Below are 21,249 nucleotides of genomic sequence, written 5' to 3' on the forward strand. Positions count from 1 at the left end.
CTCACCCCTCATGCTTTTGAATCAATATTTCAATATCTTCAACCGTTGGCATTGCATCAGACGAACTATGTCTGGATACTACAATGGAGGCAGCAGCGCTTCCATATTTAAGCGCTTCCTGAATACTTTTATTTTTCTTCAAGGCGTAAATGAAGCCTGATGCAAAGGAATCTCCTGCACCAAAAGTTTTTAACACCTTTGTTTTATAAACATCGCCTTCTATGACTTCTCCTTCTTTTGTGAACGCCTTGGACCCTTTCACTCCGTGTTTTACAACAATCAGCTTGGGATCATATTGGAACAAATTTTTAACCGATTCTTCATCAGACTGATTTTCTCTATTCTCCAAAACATCAAATTCATCTCTCGTGCCAATCACTACATCTGCCCGTCTGGCTGCCGTGGTCATATAAATAGACGTTTCTACATCGCTTTTCCATGTATAGGGACGGTAATCCAGTTCAACTATTACTTCTACATTATTCTGTTTGGCGGTTTCTATAGCGTGTAAAGCTGCTTCCCGGGAAGGGGACTGGCTTAACGATGTACCGGAAACAAGCAGAGTTTCCGCTGATTGAATATATTCATCATCAAAATCAGTCACATCCAAGTAAAGATCTGCCACATTGTCACGGTACATCAGGATGCTGCTTTCCTGTGGACTTTTAATTTCTGTGAATGTTAAGCCGATTTTACGGCCTTCTGTATCCCTTGTGATACATCGTGTGTCCACACCGGATTTTTCCATATAATCCAATACAAAGTTTCCATGTTGATCATCCGAAACTTTTGCAATCATACCTACATTTAAACCTAACTTGGCGGTACCAATAGCGACATTGGCCGGGGAACCACCTACATACTTTGAAAATGTCATGGTTTCTTCCATCGTTTGATTATATTCCGTTGCATTAAGGTCTACAGCTGCTCTTCCAAATGTAATCAGATTTTTTTTCATTATTTCTAGTCCCTTTCCAAGATCCATTCATGATCTTTATCATTATGAAACTTCCACTTTCTCTTCGGGCCTGCCATGACATTAAGATAGTAAAGATCATATCCATCCGGTACTCCCACTGGATGGTACCCTTTTGGAACTGCTACGCTGTTTTGGTGCTCGACTGCCATCGTTTCATCCAATGATCGGTCATCCGTATATACACGTTGGAAAACAAAGCCCTGCTGTGGGTTAATCTCATGATAATACGTTTCTTCCAACATCGACTCTTCAGGCAGGTTATCCCGGTCGTGCTTATGAGGTGGATAACTCGAAAAATTACCACTATCTGTGTATACTTCCACTACCAGCAGCTTCTCTGGTATGTTCATATTATCCGGAAGTATATTGTGTACATGACGCTTATTTGAATACTTTCCTCTACGCTCTTTTTCAATCGTATCCGCACTGATCACGGCAGGTTCACCTCCAGCGTTGGAAACAGCATAGCACAGTGCTACTCTAACGTTTTTACCAGCCCGGATTTGATATTCTTTAGAAGATGGTATATAAATACTGTCAGTTGGTTTTTTCTCAAATACAGATTCTCTTGTTCCGAGACTGCTGTAGGTTTCTCCGTCTATAACCACGTCCACATTTCCTGTAAGAATAACTGCGCATAATTCCGTATTACTTAAACTCTCCTGAAAGCTCGAACCTTCTTCCATTTCAATAAGCTTAAATTGTACATACTCCAAGTCAGAGTTAGATGAATTGAGATCCTGAACCAACGTTACACCATCAGTGATGATGCTATTTTGCTTTTTATACAATAACTCTGCCATGTTTATTCCTCCTCGGAAAAAGTAGGTTCAAGGTGTCTGGCTGTAACAACTTTTTTGCGGGTGTAAAATTCCACACCATCTTTTCCATTCGTATGCAGCGACCCAAAGAAAGAAGATTTCCAACCAGAAAATGGGAAAATTGCCATTGGAGCTGGTACACCCAAGTTAATACCCAGCATGCCGGCATCAATATTTTCACGGAAATAACGAATACTAGATGCACTATCCGTAAACAAGCATGCACCATTTGCAAATTCCGACTCATTTGTTGTCTTTATTCCTTCTTTTAAGTCTTTTACTCTTACAATAGATAAAAGAGGTGCAAAGATTTCATCCTTCCAAATCGTCATATTTGTTTTCACATCTTCAAAAATAGTAGGACCGATGAAGTAACCGTCGTCTGACAGATTTTCTCTGCCATCCAACAACAATGTGGCTCCTTCTTCTTCACCTTTTTCAATATAATGAATCGTTTTCTCTTTGTTCTGCTCCCTGATCACCGGACCAAGAAAAACACCTTCATCCAGTCCGTGTCCCATTTTGATATTTTCAGATTCCGTTTTAAGTTTTTGTACAAACTCATCATAAATTCCGTCTTCTACTGCTACAACCGCCGCTGCCATACATCTTTCCCCGGCAGATCCAAACGCAGCCCCTATTACTTCTTTGACAGCTTGATTTACATCCGCATCATTTAGAATAATAGTATGGTTTTTCGCACCGGTCAGCGCCTGCACTCTCTTTAGGTTATCTGTGCCTTTCTTATAAACATGCTCACCAACCGGTTTCGACCCCACAAATGAAACAGCCTTGATATTTTCATTCTCCAGAATACCGTCCACCACATCATGTGCTCCATTCACAACGTTAAACACTCCGTTTGGAAGGCCGGAAGCCTCAAGCAGTTCTACCAACTTTTCCATTAATAAGGGTGTTTTTTCAGAAGGCTTCATCACAAACGTATTTCCTGTCGCCAGTGCCATCGGAAACATCCAGCACGGAACCATCATCGGGAAGTTGAAAGGTGTGATTCCACCAACCACTCCTACCGGGTAACGGTAATTGGTTCCCTCAATGTTTGAAGCAATGGATGAAAGAGAGTCTCCCATCATTAACGACGGCGCGCCGGCAGCGAATTCAACATTTTCTATCCCCCGCTGCACTTCACCCAGTGATTCATTTACACTCTTCCCATTCTCTTTTGTAATAATTTCTGCTAACTCCTGCTTATGTTCCATCAGAAGTTGTTGAAATTTAAACAAAATTCGTGCACGCTTAGGTACAGCTGTATTTTTCCAATCTTCAAAGGCATTCTGTGCTGCCTCAGCTGCTTGATTTAATTCATCTTTCAAAGAAAGTGGACCCTCAGCCATTACTTCTTTTGTGGCTGGGTCATAAACATTTACTGTTTCCTTACTGCTACTTTCCACCCACTCTCCGTTCACATAATTTTTCAACACTTTTATTTTTTCCATTAAACATCCTCCTCTTTAGCAACCGCTTACAATATTATGATTAATTTATGAGTATATACTATAAAAGAAATGATTGAAAGTCAAATAATTATTATATTTTGAGTAACTATTGATTAACTTTTTAAATTAATTATGTATAAGATATCATTCTATGATAAAATACTATATATGAACATTAAGAACGCGTTAGATGAAGGGGATGTTTGTATTAAAGTAAGACGTCTAAATCAAATTGAAGATTATTTGGAAGAAAATCATCAGGCCTCTTTAGAAGAACTAAAAAATCATTTTAATGTTTCGATTAATACGATAAGACGCGACATTAATGAATTGGCAAAATTGGATATTGTAAAAAAAGTTTACGGTGGAGTAGTTTATAGTAATAACGCCTCTGTCACAACTTCATATGAAAAAAGAAATATCAGCCATTACGCGGAGAAAAAGAAAATCGGCCAATATTGTACAGACTTTATCGAAGAATATGATATTATCTACATCGACTCAGGCACCACAACCCATTCCATTCTGGACTCTCTGCCGCAGGAGATTGAATTTACGTTAATCACTAACAGCCTGGAGGTTATTAATAAAGCCATTGCATACCCTAATATCCACTTGATGGTCATAGGAGAAACGTACAAAAGATCGACAAAGTCTTTTACAGGCATAACTGATGATGAAACCATTACGAAATTCAATATCAATAAAGCATTTATGTCCGCCACAGCCTTTTCTGCCCACAATGGTGCCTCCAACTCAGACTTTATGGAAAACCGCATCAAAAAAATCGTTTGTGAACGGGCAAATGAAGTGTATTTATTGATCGATTCGTCTAAATTCGGAAAAAACTCTTTGTTCACTTATTGTTATTTGGAAGATATTTCAGCCATTATTACAGATGCCGGTATTGAACAGGGATTTGCCGATTATTTTGTAAATGCTGACAAAACACTAATCACAGTCTAAAGCATGGTTACATTGATTTTGTAAGGAGCGAGGTGCAAATAAAATGCCATTGTTAAAATTTCACTTGTATGAAGGAAGATCTCCTGAAGATATAAGAAATATTTTAGACGTGACCCACGGTATCATGGTTGATGTCTTCCAGGTACCCGAACGGGACCGCTACCAAATTGTACATGAACACAAAACAAGTCATATGATTATGCAGGATACAGGTTTGGACCTGGATAGAACGGAAGACTTCGTACTGATACACGTTTTCACCAGAAAACGCACTGAACATGAAATCACTTCCTTTTACCGCCATTTGGTTTCAGCTCTTGAAAACCACTGTGCTATTCTGCCAAACGATGTGATGGTCTCTATCACAACCAATGAAGATGAACATTGGAGTTTTGGAGAAGGAAAAGCCCAATTTTTAACGGGGGATTTACATTAGACATTCAGAAAAAATAACTCCATGCCTCTGCGCCCAGAGGCATGGAGTTGTTTTTTCAAATGAATATCTGCCAGTTCCTGAATCAAATCATAGATCATTTGTGCATTAGATACATGATCCATAGCGTGAACAAGATACACATCAACTTCTGTTGCTGTTTCGCGCGCATTTAAACTCAAAATATCTGTCTGATTCTTATGTGCATTAATCAGATGCTGCTGAGCATTTTTCAAATGTTCATGGTATCCGGATTCATCGTCATTTTTGGCACATGTCATCGCTTGGAATGTACAGCTTTTGGATTGGGCAGATTCTGTTATTAAGGGCATAAATAAAGATGTATCCATGATAATTACGATAAAGCTTTCGTCAATTGATTGGAGATACTGTAAACATCCATGTTATTATAGTCCTGGACTGATATTGTGAGAACTTGAGCATTCGTCGCATTTCTGTATTCATCTATTTTGTGATGAACCTACGGACCGAGCAGTACAGCATCTACCTGTTCACTTTTAACATAATTCTGACCTTCTTCTGTGCTTTTTGAGCGGATGCTGATATCTTTTTGATTTTCTTCCACCAGCTCATTAAATTTTTTAGCCATTAAACTTGTTGTGATGCCTACCTCACATACAACAATAATATCCTTCAATCTAACTCTTCCTTGAGTTAGTTTATCACCTTCAAATGTATAGTTTGTTTTGTATCATGTCAATTAAAGCGGCAAAACCAATCAGAAATGCAGTTATTCGCTATTTTTTGCCGGAACACAGACGAAATCTAAAATGGAACGGCTGTGTGTATAACTGATATTTTTCAAGTACATCTGGTCCACAACTTGCGGATCCTAATCCATGCTTTCTATGGTCTATATCAACGATAAAATGGTCCTGTTTTATCAACTCGTACTGATGCCTGGCCTGCTCTATATTTTTCTGGGTATACTCCTGCACAGTAAAGTCAAAGTTTTCCTCTAGCGCCTGAACAGTTAAAAAGCTCATATCAAATTGCATTACCATTTGTCTTACTTGATGACGGTTTCCGTTCTCCTGTGGATACACGTAAGGTGTTGACAGGTCAGAAGGAATCGCAGTCCACGCACCTCTTCGAACAGACTCACGGCTGTCTGGGTAAGCCTCCCCTGGTCCCAGACCAAGCCAGGTTACCTGCTGGAGTGCTTTAGGTAAAATGAATTCAACACCGACTCTCGGAATTGTTTTAGGATAATTCCCCCGTGGTTCAATCGTAATATCTACATCAATAATTCCTATCGCATTGATGTAATATTTCCATATTACATCCAAGGCCCAATCCAATCCCGGGGCAGCGACAGTTTCTTGTACTGTCATTTGTACTGCTGCATCAATCTTGGTAAGCTCTACGCTTTTACAGCGGGTATGCAAATAATTTAACCCTTGTGTTTCCCAATTATTCTGAGCCAAGTAATCATTATCTGTCAGCGCCCTCCATAAGTTTAGTTTAGGACCCCGCTCCATTAACATCTCATCATTTTGTTTCCAGTGAATCATCATTCCTGTCTGTTTACAAAACTTAAAATGCACATCGTGATTACTTATCTCCCATTCTGAGGATGTTTCATTCACTTCAAGCTTCTCATTCCCTGCAGGTGTTACCCCTGTTTCTTCAGGTATAGATGCTTCCTGCAGCACATGCTCGCTCCACGCAACAATATGACCTTCTTCAGCCCATGATGTATCTTCTTTCAGCATGCATTCCACTAACATTACTACCTCTTGTGCTACAGCTGCTTCTTTCGTTTTGAAAGGTACGCTGATCAACTGCGATGAATGGGGAGGAACGTTCACATTTTTTATGTCACCGGATTCGACAATCGTTCCATCAATGTGAACCTGCCATCGAAAAATCAAATGACCCGTACCAAGAAAATCATACTCGTTCACAAACCAAAACTGTTCATTTTTATCCTTCTTAACCCGTACCGGCTCGATATTTTTTTTATATTCCCGAAGGGCTGGTGAAGGCGTACGATCCGGGAGTACCAGGCCATCAATAATAAAGTTTCCGTCATGTGGATACTCCCCGAAATCACCACCATAGGCAAAGTAATCACTACCGTCACCGGCAGCGCTTAAAATACCTTGATCTATCCATTCCCACACAAATCCACCCTGGAGTCTTTCATATTTTTGAATCGTATCCCAATATTCTTTAAGTCCACCTGGTCCATTGCCCATTGCATGAGCATATTCACATAAAATATGAGGTTTGTTGTAATCCTTTTGTGAACCGATTAATTCCAAATCGTCAACATCTGTATACATAGTGGTGAACACATCAGAAACAGTTGGTTCAATGGTTGCTTTTTCCGCAGCGGATGCTTCATCCATCAATTTCCTGATTTCACCTTCGTAATGAAGGAGACGGTCTGGATCACGTCCTTTGGCCCATTCTGCCATGGCCTTATGATTCGAACCAAAACCGGACTCATTTCCAAGCGACCACATGATAATAGATGGGTGGTTCTTGTCCCGTTCAATCATGCGCTCCATCCTGTCAATAAAAGCAGACTTCCATTGGTCATCCTGACTCAACTGACTCCAATTACCAATTATATTAAATCCGTGGCATTCTAAATCCGCTTCGTCTATCACGTAAAGCCCGTAACGGTTACACAAATCATAAAATGCCGGAGAGTTTGGATAATGCGCAGTACGCACGGCATTAATATTATACTGTTTCATCAAACGTACATCTTCTTCCATGCGCCCTTCACTTACTACGCGTCCAGTTTCAGGGTCGTGATCATGACGATTCACCCCTTTCAAAGTGATTGCAGTACCATTAACGAGAAAAAGTCCATTTTTTAATTCTACAGAACGGAAACCAACATCCTGCACAACCCTGTCCATTTCTGTATTATTTCTATTCTTTATGACGATAATCAATTGATACAGATAAGGGATTTCAGCTGACCATTTCCGGGGATTTTTCACTTTAATGTCTGCATCTTCTCCTGTTTGACTGACTCGAAGTTTAGTAAAACCTATTTCGTTATGACCATCATATAAATAGAGTTCTATGTCATGCCCTTGATCTTCGTCATTGGTTTGTACATTTATTTTACAAACAGCATCTTTATATTCTTCATCAAGAATAGTGCGAACAAAGAAATCTTTTATATAAATGGGAGGTTTCACTTGGATATAAACATCACGAAAAATACCACTGAGCCACCACATATCCTGGTCTTCAATATAACTTCCATCTGACCACTGATAAACCTGTACCGCTAAACAATTTTCACTTTCCTTCACGAAAGAAGTAATATCAAATTCACTTGGCATTCTACTGCCCTGGCTGTACCCGACTTCTTCTCCATTCATCCAAATGTGAAAAGCGCTGTCCACGCCTTCAAACGTTAAAAATACATGGTGATCTTCAGGTATACGTTCCACAGTAAACATTCGTCGATAACTCCCAGTTGGGTTATCGGATGGGATATACGGCGGATCAATGGGGAAGGGATACACAATATTTGTGTAATGTGGTGCACCATAACCATGAAGCTGCCAATGTGACGGTACAATAAGTGTATCCCAGTCTATATCGGTGAAATCAGATTGAAAAAACAGTTCCGGTGCCTGCTCGGGAGATGACGCATAATGGAATTTCCACTCTCCATTCAACGACTTGATATTCTTTTTATCACCGGCAATATCTTTGGATACAAACGAAGCACACGACGGTCGACGGTTTCGCTGCAACGTTGTCATGCTTTCCCAATCTCTCAGCATACTCAATCTCCTTCCCTTAACAATATGTTATGCTGCTTGGTTGAGACTAATCTTTTAAACCTGAGGTCGCTTGACTATCCATAATGTAACGTTGAAATACAAAGAATAGAACAACCATTGGCAGGATAGAAATAACAGATGCAGATAATAGCAGCGGCCAGTCAATACTGTTGGCACCGACTATATTTCTCAATGCTATCTGCAGTGTATAATTCTCAGGGCTGCTTATCACTATAAGGGGCCATATATAGTCATTCCAACGCCACTGAAAGGAGAAAATTGCCAATGTAATAATTATCGGTTTTGAAATGGGCAGCATCAACCGGAAAAATGTTTTCCCTTCACTTGCTCCATCTATCCTGGCAGATTCCAGTAAGTCATCCGGTACAGTCAAGAAGAATTGGCGGAACATAAATATTCCCGTGGCTGTACTAATTGACGGAACGATTAATCCTGCTAAGCTGTCATATAAACCTAACGTTTGAATGACAGTAAAAGTGGGATTCATGATCACTTCTGTTGGAAGCATGGTTGTAGCTAATATACATATAAAAAACACACTCAACCATTTGTACTTATATTTTGCCAGCGCAAATCCACAGGAAGCACTTGCTAAAATGGTTAGCACGGTTGTCACTACGGTTACAATGCTGGTATTAACAAAGTAACGAAGAAAATTCATTGTAGTCCAAGCATATTCATAGTTTTCTATAGTAGGCTCTTCCGGCAGAAAACTTAAAGGATAATCAAATAATTCCCCGCCTGGTTTAAAGGAACTTAACAAAAGCCATAGTATTGGAAATATAAACAGAAAGACCATAAAATACATCAAAATGGTAAGAAATATGGAAGATTGGTTTTCTTTAAATTTCAACATTAGTTTTGCCACCTTTTTTCACTTCGAAGTTGCAGTAGAGAAAACACCAATAATAGTACAAATAGAATCATAGAAGCTGCACTGGCGTATCCTACATCCAATTTGTTGAAACCTGTATCATAAATATATTGAACCAACAGTGTTGTATCAGAGCCAGGGCCGCCATTAGTGAGGGATTGAACCAGAGGAAACTCTTTCATTAAATTAAAGACCGAGAGCAAAACCACCATAAATGAAGTGGGTCTTAACGCCGGCAGAGTAATATGCCAAAACTTCTGTATAGTATTTGCACCATCAATTTTTGCAGCATCATAATATGTGCCAGGAATATTAACTAACGCACTCATAAACAAAAGCATATTAAAAGCTGTACCAATCCAAACCGATGCAAAAAACAAAACGGCAAAAGCCATAATTCCATTCGAAAACCATGATACTGAGCTCAAACCCAAATTTTCTAAAATGAAATTCACAAAGCCGAAGCTTTCACCAAATAACCAACGCCATATTACACCTGCAATAATAGGAGAAATTAACCACGGAAAGAAAAAAGCAATTTTAGCCAGCCCTTTTCCTTTTGTTTGATAACTTGTAAGTAACAAGGAAACTCCTAATGATACACAGTAAATCAATGGAACGCCTATACCGGCATAAACTATAGTTCTGAACAATGCACCATAGAAACTTCCATCCTGGAATAATTGAATGTAATTATTCAGTCCTATAAATGATGCACTGATACCTGAATAATCAGTGAAAGAATAATATAACCCTAAAAGGGCAGGACCTAAAAAGAAAATGATAAATAAAATTAAGTTAGTGCCTATAAAGGCTAAGGCCCAAAGGGCTTTTTGATTTTTAATCAACTTTCTCATCCCCTTCACCATCCACGTTTAACTTTTGGTATTCAACATCTTGACTTGAAGAATACTTTTTTAATAGTCCATTTATATAAAGTTCATCTTCTTCACTTAACTTCAAATCACCATGCTGGAAGTCTTTTACAAAAAATTCGCTTGAACTGTGTTTGATTCTACCTCTTTTAAGTTTCTCCATAAAATCTTTGAAAGCCCCTGCTTCTTTATATGACGAGCATTTAATTACATAATACTGCTCTGAACCGTAAGATCGTACTTCACGATAAACAGTAGCTTTTTCCTTTACAGGTACAAATCCAGTCTCTGAATAAATACCAACATAAGCATTTCCTTTACGCACAAATAACCAATTGTCAAATATATTCACTTCATCCATGTCCCATACAGGTAAATAAACGTGTGTAATTTTATAATCATCATATTGAAATTTATATTTCATCAGCATTATATTTTTATGTTGTCTAATGACTGGACAACGGCCGTTACCAGCCCAGAAACTTGGGCGATTCTTCCCACTGAATGCTGTTTCCCCAGGATTATTAATCCACATCGTAGTGTTTTCATTTCCAAGGGAGACGTTCATTACATGCTGCTGATGACCTTTCTCATACGGAGAAATATTCATGGCGCCAGCTAATGAATATTCTTTGGTTTTGTATACATATGAATATATCTGCTTTATACCCTGTGTATATTCAGCAAGCATTGCTTGATTGTCTTCCATTCGGACAATCTCCTGATATTCTGGAGGGGTATACTGTGACAAGCAGAACCAAACCGGTGCACGCAAAGAATGATTGAAATAGCCTTCTCCCCAAAGAATATAGGAAATGTTGGAGATTTCACTGTTTTCCATTGCTTTTAAGTCATGTTCATAGACTCTCCCATAAGTAGACGCCATCGTTTTTCCGTGCATATTAATAGCTATCACTTTAAACGTTTTATCTAAAGCTTTTTTTGCTAATTCCTGAATATCTTTATCAGGGGCAGATTCGTACAAGCTGTAAAAACCAATTAAATCAATTGGAAGATACGTAGTTGAATTCCACTCTGCAAAACCGTATTCAAAAAAGTTATCGAACCAATGCAGCAAGCGTGTTCTTCCAAGCACGTACTGTTCCCATCCCATTCTCTTACTTACTTGAAACACTTCTTCAGCAAATAAGTGTCCAGCTAAGTATTGAGATACGTGAAATAAAAATGCGTGATTTTCGCTGAAATACCACATGACATCATCACCGGGTTCATCTATCCAATATCTGAAATTCAAAGATAAACGCTTGATATCGTCTTGCAGCTGCTTAGGAAAAAAAGAGTTTTTCATTTGAAAAACAGCTAGTAACGGAGCCAATCTGAAATCTGCACAATCTTCTTTCTGCTCAATTTCTTGAAAACAACTGCGTAAAGCTTGTTCTGTACGATTATCCAAATAGTTGGAATACATCAATTTTGCTATTCCAACATTCAAATCATTTTGTTCTAAATTTGCAAAGTATTTAAGAGATTCTCTCTTTCTTGTTTCCAACTTCCAATATGGTTCCATAACCATATCTCTGTCCATAAATAACGATACAGTAAGAGTCCTATACACATATAGATTATCTGAAACTCGAATTCCAAAAGTGAATTCATTCAAACCAGATAAATTATAATCTTGACTTTTCCCCATAGTTATTACTTTGTTATCGTTTAACTTTATGTCAAATTCAGGAGAAGATTGGTTTGTTGTGAACACTGGATTAACCAGTTTGTTTTTATTTATTTCCACTACCATGTTGGGATCCAGAGATCCATCCAAAGAAGAAGGAGATATTAATGTTAATTCTTCGTTTTTATATATGTCCTTTTCAAAATGCAACTGATCCAAATACTCTTCTGCCATTTTTATTTTAATTGGATCTTCATTCACCAATAAGTAATTTTCTAATTCTCTATGATCCTGATATATTAACTCAAAGTAATAATTAATATCGCGCTCTGCTAAATCTTCCAGTAATACAACGATTTCGTTTTCTCCTGCTTGTAGGGATAAGTTTATATTTTCCGTTGAAGGAATGTTTCTAGTAAAAGGAGAGAATGTCACTTGACGCTGCTTATTCACCCATATATCTACACTTCCGCAGGTAATTACTCTAAATGACAGAGTTTGCTCATCATTCGTTTTAATAAATGTTTTAGCGTAAGTTTTTAAAACATGGGGAGTAGTGATAAAAGAGGAAAAATCAAATCTCGAACTTTCAAATGGAAAATAAATGTTTTCAAACACCTCCATTTCAGGGTATTCATTTTCCATTCTCTGTTGAAGATACTGACTTCGCAAAGGATATTCAACTTGTCTATATTCTTCTGTTAGATTTACTGGTTCATAAAAAACGGCAGGGTCAGAATCAAAAGGGATAATGTATGGACCCGAGTACATCCACCTGTTTAATCTATCTCCGTTATTGATATTAAAATTGTAATAATTCAGCATAATAATTCCTCCAAAATAAGTCCACGAACCAACTTCAAACATTTATTATTTTGTTACAGTCGGTTCGTGGAGACTTAGGTCAGTTCAATCTAAATTAATTGTCACCATATGCTTCTGTATAGGCATCGGTCGTATTATTAAGAGCTTCTTCTATTGATTTATCGTTATTTAAGACACCAATTACTTCTTCACGTAACACGTTGTCAACACTTTCTTCAGCTGTTAATTGCTTTGCAACAAATTCTGTCTGCATATACGAGGATACTTCTGCCGATGCATCAATTTCATTTTGATATACTTCAAAGCTCTCCTGCGCAAACTGATAATCCACTTCAGCGTTCTCAACTACAGGTAAATACCCACCAACCTGCGACATTTGTTCATGATTTTCTTTCTTATAAAGCCAGCTGATGAAGTCATTAGTTGCTTCTTCATTTCCTGTACCATCAAAAGCTGCAATATAGTTTCCACCTAAATTAGTCGCTCTGTTATCTTCTTTCGGCATATAGACGGAAGCCCATTCAAAGTTGGTCACATTTTCAGAAAAGTCTTGAAGTTGCCAATTGCCAGACATATACGCTGCTACTCTGCCGCTTTTGAACAATGAAGCTGCATTAGCGCCTGAAGTCCATACGTTTTTAGGCATTACTCCTTCGTTATTAAGCTGTGTGAAATATTCTATTCCTTCTTTAGTTTCCTGATTCACTTGATATTCACCATTATCATTAGGTCTTATGCCCTCACTTCCGAATTGGTACAGCATGGTTAATAAACGATGCTGTGATTGATCCATTACAAATCCGTATTCCGCGTTGGTGTTTTCTGTTACTTTATTAACGGAAGAAGTGAATTCTTCCCAGGTCCAGATATCATCTTCACTTGTTGGATATTCAACTCCAGCTTCTTCAAACAAGTCTTTATTCACAAACATACCGACGGCTGTAAGATCTAATGGTAATGCTTTCACTTTACCTTCTACTTCTATGAAAAGACTTTCATCTACGTTTCTCTCTTTTCCTATGTCAGCTAAATTAAGCAATTGATCCTTCCATAGCGGTGAAAATTTTGTAGTTCTTATTAATTCCGGAGGGTTTCCGTCTCTAACCATATTTGTAACCCTGGTTGCCATATCTTCATATGGCACATCAACTACTTTGACATTAGCATCATTTTCTTCGTTGTATTTCTCCGCCATTGTTGATATAGCATTTCCTTCAACGCTGTCTCCAGAAACTAAAAATTCAATGGAATTATCTGAGCTGCTCCCAGAATTGCCACATGCCGTAAGAAAAACAATCAATAGTAATGCCAAAAACCCAATACCTTTCTTCATTAAACGCTCCTCCTTTTTAGTAAAAGCTTACTGTCATTTTATAATAAACCGCTTTCAAACAATTGTCAACTCATGATAATATGATTAACTTAAAAACCATCAAAAATCAAAAGTTACCCAATTTATGGGCGAATAATACCATTGTTAATGATTTTTAGCTTGTATAATCTTTTAAAAAAAATAATCTACCCTATATTAACAATATGCTATGATTGGTTCTAATGGTTTCAAATTTTATGAAACACTCTACACTTAATAAAGTTTTTTTCTTACTTCGTGCTTCACTAGTTTGCTGTAAAGATAGATGGCCTGTCTTTAATTATTCGACACTATTTCCCGGGAAATAGTTTTTTGATGCCGGCTGCTGAAAGAACTCGAATGACGCACCATTCCCTCTACCCAACCGTATAACCTTAAAAAGAGTCTGGGACAAAAGAAAAATAGGCAGAAGAAGACACGAACGTCTTCTGGCGCTGTTTAGAAGTCGCATAGCAGCGGAGCCAAAATACTTCGACTCCTGCGGGAACAGCACGAGTCTCAAGACCCCGCAGGAAGTGGGTTTCTTCCGAGGAGGCTTGAGCTGCCCGCGGAAAGCGAAGCATTTTGGCGCAGCGATTTATCTTAGGAACGAAAAATACCGAACGATTTTTTCAAATCGTTCGGTATTTTTCTATTGTATATAGGTTTTGTCCCAACCTCTTTTTGTTTATTTAATAAATATTGTATATTCGTCTGCGGTTGTGCTTTGCTTCTTACCGTTCAACACTAAATCTCCGCTTATATGACCCGGGAAATACAGTGTGACGTCGTGGTATGGCAGAATGTAAGAGCCGTTTGTGTTCAGCTGTACTTCGACGTCTCTGCCGCTGGTCCGCATATCCACCTCATTGATCGTATATACATTTTCTTTGTAGTCATTGGACGCGCCGTCGTCTTCATAATGCCGGAACTGAACGGCGCCATCTTCCTGAAGCGGAAAGCAGAGGTAGCCGCGCTGCTCACCCTTCTGCATCTTGTCCTCTTTCGAATCAATCGGGATAACGGAGCCGGCCCGGGCGAACAGCGGCACACGATCCATCGGAGCGGCTGCGGCAATCGTCTGTCCGCCATTGTAATACGCTCCTGTATGCCAGTCGTACCAGCCCTTCTCGTTGACGGGCAGATACACATCAATCGTCTCCACTCCTTTTTCAACAACCGGAGCGACCAGCACATCTTCTCCCAGCATGAACTGATACGATTCTTCAAATGTTTTTTCATCATGACTGAATGAATAAAACATCGGACGGATCATCGGTTTATAGTGGTCGTGCGCCTCTTTCATAAGCTGATACAAGTAAGGAATAATTGTTTCACGAAAGTCCATCAAACGTTTGATTGGTTCCATGTATTCCGGGTACATCCACGGAACGTTTACCGAACCGTCGTCATTCCAGGAGTGAATTGTAAACCTTGGATGGACGATTCCGTTCTGAATCCAGCGGATAAACAGTTCCGGTTCCGGTGCCCCTCCTGCAAATCCTCCGACGTCATGGCCGAAGTTATACACCCCGGACAGACTCAGGCCGACACCGGTTAATACGTTGTATTTCAGGGAAGCCCAGCTCGTGTAATTGTCACCCGACCAGGTTTGGGCGTAGCGCTGCAGACCTGGACCGCCGGATCTTGTGATAGCATACGGACGCGCGGAAGGGTCGAATTCTTTCTGCGCGTCGAGAGACGTTTTTGTCATAAGAAGCGACAGGACCGGACGGGCATCTGTCATCTTCATGCCGTTTCCAAAGCCGTGGAGACGCGCCTCACCGTCCCATATCTCAAATTCATTATTATCATTCCACGTGGAAGCAATCCCGTAGGAGAGCAGCTGTTCTTTCACTTTTTCTTTCCACCACTCCACCGCCTCCGGATTCGTGAAATCGATGTAAGCACCAAGATCATCCCAAAACTGAACCAGTTCTTCCTCATTACCGTCCCGGTTTTTCACAAAGAATTCTTTTTCCTTCAACTCTTCATACAACGGGTGGTCCTGCAGCAGGGCTGGTTTAATATTCGCGCACAGGTTCACGCCGTGTTCTTTATAGTGAGTGGTGAATGCAGCAGGGTCTGGAAACTTAGACGTATTCCAGTTAAACACGTAACGTTTCCCGTCGATTGATGTATAACCTGAGGAAAGCTGGAAGGACTGGCATGGAATCTCGTATGCTTCCGCGTCCCGGATAAACTGATTCATCTGCACCTGTGCATCAGGGGCATCCGTGTAGGTCATGGTTGATCCGGAATAGCCGAGGCTCCATTTCGGGAAAAAAGCGGTCTTACCCGTGAGCCAGGAGTACGTTTCCACTACCTCAGCGGCATCCGTTCCACTGATCATATAATAATCGAGTGGTCCGGATTCGGCATGATAATAACGGTAGAATCCGTGATAGTTGTCCAGTTCTTTTCCCATGTCAAACACACTGTTGGATAAATTATCATAAAACATACCGTACCAGCGGCTGTCTTTTGTTCTTGTCATAAAAAAAGGAATATGTTTATACAACGGATCGGTTAAATAAGGATCATACCCCATCGGGTCCATATTCTGCATGCGGTACCGGTGGCCGTGCCGGTTTAACGGCCCAGCCTTTTCCCCCAGTCCGAAAAACATGTCTTCCGGCGTTCGTTTCATGTAATGGAACTGTCCGCTGCCGAGCGTTCCGTCCAGATTATAGCTCTGTGTATCCCGGTCGCGCGCGATTTCAACCCATTCTTCATTCTGCTTTTCATGCCAGATGAACTGCAGAGGATGCAGCAGAATGTGCAGCTTCAACCTGGACGTAAACACTTCATATTCATCCTCATGCACCTGATTAATGGAATATAACGGCTTTGTAAACGGAGAAACGTCCAGACGTCCGCGTCCTTCATAAGGAACATCTTCCATGCCCGGAGCCACGGTCCACGTCGGCAATGGTTCTTCGTTTAATCCTTTCATGTATACTCGAAAGACATTTTCCTCCAGAATCCAGATCCGGATTTCCGTATCTTCTGCTGCATTAACCAGGCTGAGGGAGGAAGCCTCCTCCCCCATCTGCCAGCGGAAACAATAAGCATTCTTGTCCATGTTTTCTACTCCTTTATAATAAGTTGAACAACTCTGGCAGGAACAGACTAATCTGCGGAATATAGACTACCAGCAGCAGGGCGATAATGAGGGCAATAAAGAACTTCACGAGCGTCGGTATGACTTCCTCTATCGAAACTTTTCCAACACTGCTTCCTATAAACAAGGCACTTCCAACCGGAGGAGTCATAATGCCAATCGCCAGGTTGAAGATGAGAATAATACCAAAATGAACAGGGTCAACCCCCAACTGTGTTGCAATAGGCATGAAAATCGGTGTGAAGATCAGCACCGCCGGCGTGATATCCATAAACGTTCCGATAATTAACAGGATAACCATCATCATAAACAATACTATAATCTTATTCTCTGAAATACTCAGCATGGCATTACTGATTTCCGCCGGTATGCCTGTGATCGTCATTGCCCACGACATCACCGAAGACGCTCCGACAAGAAACAGAACAATACCTGTCATTGAGACTGTTTCCGTCAAAATTTTAGGAATGTCCCTCCAGCTCAGAGAGCGGTACGCAAGGGCCAGAAGAGCAGCGTAGATAACAGCAATCGCGGCCCCTTCTGTAGCAGTAAAAATGCCGCCTACGATTCCTCCGATCACCACTACAATCATGAACAGACTGGGGATAGCGTCCAGAATGACTTTAAATTTTTCCTTTAGAGGAATCGGATCTGCTACCGGGTACTGTTCTTTTTTCGCAATAATATAGGCCACAATCATGATGGACAGTCCCATCAAAATGCCGGGAAGATAGCCGGCAATAAAGAGAGCTGAAATCGATGTCCCTCCGCTCACAAGAGAGAAGATAATCAATGCGCTGCTTGGAGGGATCAAAAAGCCGGTAGGTGAAGAAGCAATATTGACCGCTGCTGAATAACTTCGTTTATACCCTTCCCGGGCCTGAAGCGGAGACATAACACTGCCAATGGCAGCTGCTGCTGCCACCGCCGAACCTGATATGGAACCAAACAGCATATTTCCGACGACGTTCGTGTGGGCCAGAGAACCCGGCAGCCGTCCGGCAATCAGCTTGGCCAAGTTGATCAGACGGATGGCAATGCCCCCGTTGTTCATAATACTCCCGGCTAAAATAAAGAATAAAATGGCCAGAAGGGCAAAACTATTAATGCCGCCGATCAGATTCTGAGCCGCTGTGAACAATAGAATATCAACCGGTACAGCGATTAATGCCGCTGCCAGAGAGGCGATACCGATACTGACCGAGATCGGCACACCGATTCCAAGTAATACAAAAAACGTTGCAAATAGTGCTATCGCAGCTTGAAACGCCATCCTTCTTTCACCTACTCTCTAATGACTTCTCCATCTGATTCACTGCTTTCCTGCTGCTTTTCCATTTCTTTTTTCCGTTCGCTGATGTTAATAAGCTGAAAGAAGATAATAAGAGTTCCGGACAGAGGCAGAATCATATATACCCACCCCATGGGAATATTAAGAATCGGCGTCCGCTGTCCCATGGTGGAAGTGGCTAAATCCCAGCCGCCGATGATAAGAACAGCGGTAGTGAATGCAATAACCAATCCGTCTATCAGCCATTGCAGGCCGAGAGCTTTATTATCTTTCAATTTATTTTTCAAAAACACAATAGCCAGATGCTCATTTTTGCTGAACGCATACGCTGCACCAAGCAGTGCCACCCACATCAACAGAAATTTCAACAGTTCCGTCGTATAGGTGCTTGGATCCCCCAGCACATAGCGGGTGAATACCTGCCAAAATGCGCCGGCTACCATAATCACGGTTAACGCCGCAGCAACAGCCATGACGATACGGGCTACAGCTATCTTTATGTTGGTCAGCATAAACAACCTCCTCCATTCTTCCTGTTCCAGCGCTGTTTTTTTACAGTGAGGCACTTTTCGGTCTTCTTTCCAGTATCCCTTTTTCCTCTTCCCAAACACGTTTCATACTTTCTTTTGTCATGATGTCGGCCCGATTCCTCCAACGTTTTTGATGACAGGGTTTTCGAAATGCGCCCTGACATTGACGAAGAACAGGACAGGAGGGTATTTATGCAGAACTCTTCAAAAATTGCAGGAAGACCGATTTTATCTTGGCTTCAGCCGGGATTGGTTTACGTATCACTTCATTTTTTCTGTAAATGCATGGTGAATTCACTGCCTCCAGGTACAGAGGCAGTGAATTCAACCAACTCCCTATTCACGCAGGGCTTCAAACTCTTCCAGAAGGCTTGCAACGCCTTCATCCTGACTGTATTCTTCAATCATCGGCTGAACCGCTTCACGGAATGGCTCTTTGTCCACTTCATTGAACTCTACGCCCATTTCTTTTGCCTGCGTCTTAGCCTCTTCTACGGTTTCGTTCCAGATTTCCTTCTGGGTTTCCGTCGATTCTTCCGCTGCTGTTTTTACGATATCCTGCTGTTCGGAAGAGAGACCGTTCCACGTGTCTGCACTCATCACTACAATGTCCGGAATCCGTGTGTGTTGATCATAAGAGAATGTTTTCGCCACTTCTCCATGGTTTCCGTTGGTCAAAGCGGTCGGGTTACTTTCCGCTCCATCAATAACTCCCTGCTGCAGGCCGGTATAAATATCTCCGTAAGGCATCGGAGTCGGAGAACCTCCCATTGCTTCCACCATGTCAATCTGGGTTTGACTGTCCATGACACGGATCTTGAGTCCCTGCAGGTCATCCGGATGTTCAATTGGTGTATCTTTTGTATAGAAGCTGCGGGCGCCGGAATCATAATACGTCAGGCCGACAAATCCTTGATCTTCTGTACTCTGATACAATTCCTGAACCGGATCCGATTCCATACTGTTATAGAAGTGCTCCTGGTCTTCGAAAATATACGGAAGACTGAACACCGCGTATTCAGAAGCAAAGTTTTCAAGCGCTCCGGCGGACACTTTCGTCATATCAATACCGCCGTTCTGCACCTGCTCCAGCACTTCGTTTTCAGAACCCAGCGTACCGTTTGGAAAGATTTCAACGCTCATATTATCCGCATTTTCTTCCACGCGTTCTTTAAAATCCACGAGTCCCTGGTGTACCGGATGATCCTCTCCGAGATTGTGGGCCAGACGCAGATTCTGCTCTTCGCCTGAAGATCCGCTTCCTTCTTCAGAACTACCCGAAGTCTCTTCTCCACCGCCGTTTCCACAAGCTGCACCAAACAAAAGCATACTACCCATACTGATTGCTGTAATATATTTCTTCATAATTTACTCTCCCCTTTTTTGAAATCCTTTTCATAACACTGATTTGCTTCGCTTATACTCCCGAATACGCTGAAAATCCACCGTCTACCGGAACGACAATACCATTTACAAAACCGGATGCCCGGTCGTCCACAAGCCACAGCAGTGTGCCGATGAGATCTTCCGGTGTCCCGAACCGTTCCATCGGCGTTTGGGACAGGATTTTACCGGCACGCGCACTTGGACTGCCATCCTGATCAAATAATAAGTCCCGGTTCTGTTCTGTCTTGAAGAACCCCGGCGCCACCGCATTCACCCGTACACCGGCTTGGGAAAAATGAACCGCCAGCCATTGGGTGAAATTGCTGATCGCCGATTTCGCGCCGCTGTAGGCTGGTATTTTTGTCAGCGGCTGAACAGCGTTCATGGATGAAATATTGATAATGGTAGATCCTTTCTCCTGAGCGGGCATGTCGAGTGCAAAGACCTGTGTCGGGATTAATGTGCCAAGATAATTCAGTTGAAACAGTTCATTTACTGCTTGCGGGTCCAGATCGAAAAAGGTCTGGTTGTTTTCATCCTGCAGATCTTCCAGTGCAAACCGTTCACTTGTTGTTGTTGCTTTCGGATGATTACCGCCTGCTCCATTAATTAAGATACTGCACGGGCCGAACGTTTCTTTAACCTCTTCATACACTTTTTCCAGAGCCTGCTTATCCAGTACGTCTACACTGTATCCGAGACACTCACCTCCTTGGTTCCTGATACGGGACGTCACATTGTCCACTTTTTCCTGGTTTCTCGCGAGAACTACTACGTTTGCTCCAGCGGCAGCGAGCGCTTCACTAAATACAGAGCCAAGAACGCCGCTCCCTCCTGTCACTACTGCTGTTTTGTCTGTTAAATCTACGTGAAAAGGTAATTCCATGTGTCATTCTCCTGT

General features: G+C 41.2%; 17 protein-coding genes. 2 read left to right on the forward strand and 15 right to left on the reverse strand.

Going from position 1 to position 21,249, the window contains the following annotated elements; all coding sequences use genetic code 11:
* Window position 1 precedes the first annotated feature (1 nt).
* The 3 genes from iolC to ACFSUB_RS12065 are packed head-to-tail and all read right to left on the reverse strand — an operon-like array spanning window position 2 to window position 3,257.
* Window positions 2-985, reverse strand: coding sequence for a 5-dehydro-2-deoxygluconokinase (gene iolC / locus ACFSUB_RS12055; RefSeq protein WP_380713502.1), 984 nt, complete (start codon window positions 983-985; stop codon window positions 2-4).
* Complete coding sequence (iolB, locus tag ACFSUB_RS12060; protein ID WP_380713503.1) at window positions 964-1,782, reverse strand: 5-deoxy-glucuronate isomerase; 819 nt, start codon at window positions 1,780-1,782, stop codon at window positions 964-966. Before iolB ends, iolC begins: the two co-directional genes overlap by 22 nt.
* A 2-nt stretch (window positions 1,783-1,784) precedes the next feature.
* A complete protein-coding gene (locus ACFSUB_RS12065; protein WP_380713504.1) occupies window positions 1,785-3,257 on the reverse strand; it encodes a CoA-acylating methylmalonate-semialdehyde dehydrogenase in 1,473 nt (490 codons plus the stop codon).
* A 168-nt stretch (window positions 3,258-3,425) separates the two neighbouring features.
* Between ACFSUB_RS12065 and ACFSUB_RS12070 the strand changes: the two genes are divergently transcribed.
* Window positions 3,426-4,223, forward strand: a complete 798-nt coding sequence (locus tag ACFSUB_RS12070) for a DeoR/GlpR family DNA-binding transcription regulator (RefSeq protein ID WP_380713505.1) — start codon at window positions 3,426-3,428, stop codon at window positions 4,221-4,223.
* Between the two features lie 43 nt (window positions 4,224-4,266).
* Window positions 4,267-4,659, forward strand: a complete 393-nt coding sequence (locus ACFSUB_RS12075) for a tautomerase family protein (protein ID WP_380713506.1) — start codon at window positions 4,267-4,269, stop codon at window positions 4,657-4,659.
* On the opposite strand, the gene ACFSUB_RS12080 is transcribed toward ACFSUB_RS12075, so the two are convergent.
* From ACFSUB_RS12080 to ACFSUB_RS12135, 12 genes are all read right to left on the reverse strand, one after another.
* Window positions 4,656-5,006 (reverse strand): PTS lactose/cellobiose transporter subunit IIA, encoded by a 351-nt coding sequence (locus ACFSUB_RS12080; RefSeq protein WP_380713507.1) that lies wholly within the window; start codon window positions 5,004-5,006, stop codon window positions 4,656-4,658. The genes ACFSUB_RS12075 and ACFSUB_RS12080 overlap by 4 nt on opposite strands.
* Before the next feature lie 131 nt (window positions 5,007-5,137).
* The gene (locus ACFSUB_RS12085; RefSeq protein WP_380713508.1) at window positions 5,138-5,314 is read right to left on the reverse strand and encodes a hypothetical protein; all 177 of its coding nucleotides are present in this window, start codon (window positions 5,312-5,314) and stop codon (window positions 5,138-5,140) included.
* A 100-nt stretch (window positions 5,315-5,414) separates the two neighbouring features.
* Window positions 5,415-8,438 (reverse strand): glycoside hydrolase family 2 TIM barrel-domain containing protein, encoded by a 3,024-nt coding sequence (locus tag ACFSUB_RS12090; protein WP_380713509.1) that lies wholly within the window; start codon window positions 8,436-8,438, stop codon window positions 5,415-5,417.
* Window positions 8,439-8,484: 46 nt separating this feature from the next.
* On the reverse strand, window positions 8,485-9,315 hold the full coding sequence (locus tag ACFSUB_RS12095; protein WP_380713510.1) for a carbohydrate ABC transporter permease: 831 nt from the start codon (window positions 9,313-9,315) through the stop codon (window positions 8,485-8,487).
* A complete protein-coding gene (locus ACFSUB_RS12100) occupies window positions 9,315-10,181 on the reverse strand; it encodes a carbohydrate ABC transporter permease (protein ID WP_380713511.1) in 867 nt (288 codons plus the stop codon). The genes ACFSUB_RS12095 and ACFSUB_RS12100 overlap by 1 nt, the downstream gene beginning before the upstream one ends.
* Entirely contained in the window at window positions 10,174-12,666 is a 2,493-nt protein-coding gene (locus tag ACFSUB_RS12105) for a hypothetical protein (protein ID WP_380713512.1), read from the reverse strand. The genes ACFSUB_RS12100 and ACFSUB_RS12105 overlap by 8 nt, the downstream gene beginning before the upstream one ends.
* Before the next feature lie 94 nt (window positions 12,667-12,760).
* Window positions 12,761-13,999 carry an ABC transporter substrate-binding protein gene (locus tag ACFSUB_RS12110; RefSeq protein ID WP_380713513.1) on the reverse strand — a complete coding sequence of 413 codons (1,239 nt, stop codon included), beginning with the start codon at window positions 13,997-13,999 and terminating at the stop codon, window positions 12,761-12,763.
* A 706-nt stretch (window positions 14,000-14,705) separates the two neighbouring features.
* Window positions 14,706-17,102 (reverse strand): glycoside hydrolase family 31 protein, encoded by a 2,397-nt coding sequence (locus ACFSUB_RS12115; protein WP_380713514.1) that lies wholly within the window; start codon window positions 17,100-17,102, stop codon window positions 14,706-14,708.
* A gap of 13 nt (window positions 17,103-17,115) precedes the next feature.
* Window positions 17,116-18,414, reverse strand: coding sequence for a TRAP transporter large permease (locus tag ACFSUB_RS12120; protein WP_380713516.1), 1,299 nt, complete (start codon window positions 18,412-18,414; stop codon window positions 17,116-17,118).
* 11 nt (window positions 18,415-18,425) lie between these two features.
* Window positions 18,426-18,944 (reverse strand): TRAP transporter small permease, encoded by a 519-nt coding sequence (locus ACFSUB_RS12125; RefSeq protein WP_380713517.1) that lies wholly within the window; start codon window positions 18,942-18,944, stop codon window positions 18,426-18,428.
* 354 nt (window positions 18,945-19,298) lie between these two features.
* On the reverse strand, window positions 19,299-20,327 hold the full coding sequence (locus tag ACFSUB_RS12130; RefSeq protein WP_380713518.1) for a TRAP transporter substrate-binding protein: 1,029 nt from the start codon (window positions 20,325-20,327) through the stop codon (window positions 19,299-19,301).
* A gap of 52 nt (window positions 20,328-20,379) precedes the next feature.
* Window positions 20,380-21,234: an SDR family oxidoreductase gene (locus ACFSUB_RS12135; RefSeq protein WP_380713519.1), complete on the reverse strand. Its 855-nt coding sequence runs from the start codon at window positions 21,232-21,234 to the stop codon at window positions 20,380-20,382.
* Window positions 21,235-21,249: the final 15 nt, after the last annotated feature.

The organism is Salibacterium lacus, assembly GCF_042684865.1.
Classification (GTDB): Bacteria; Bacillota; Bacilli; order Bacillales; family Marinococcaceae; genus Salibacterium; species Salibacterium lacus.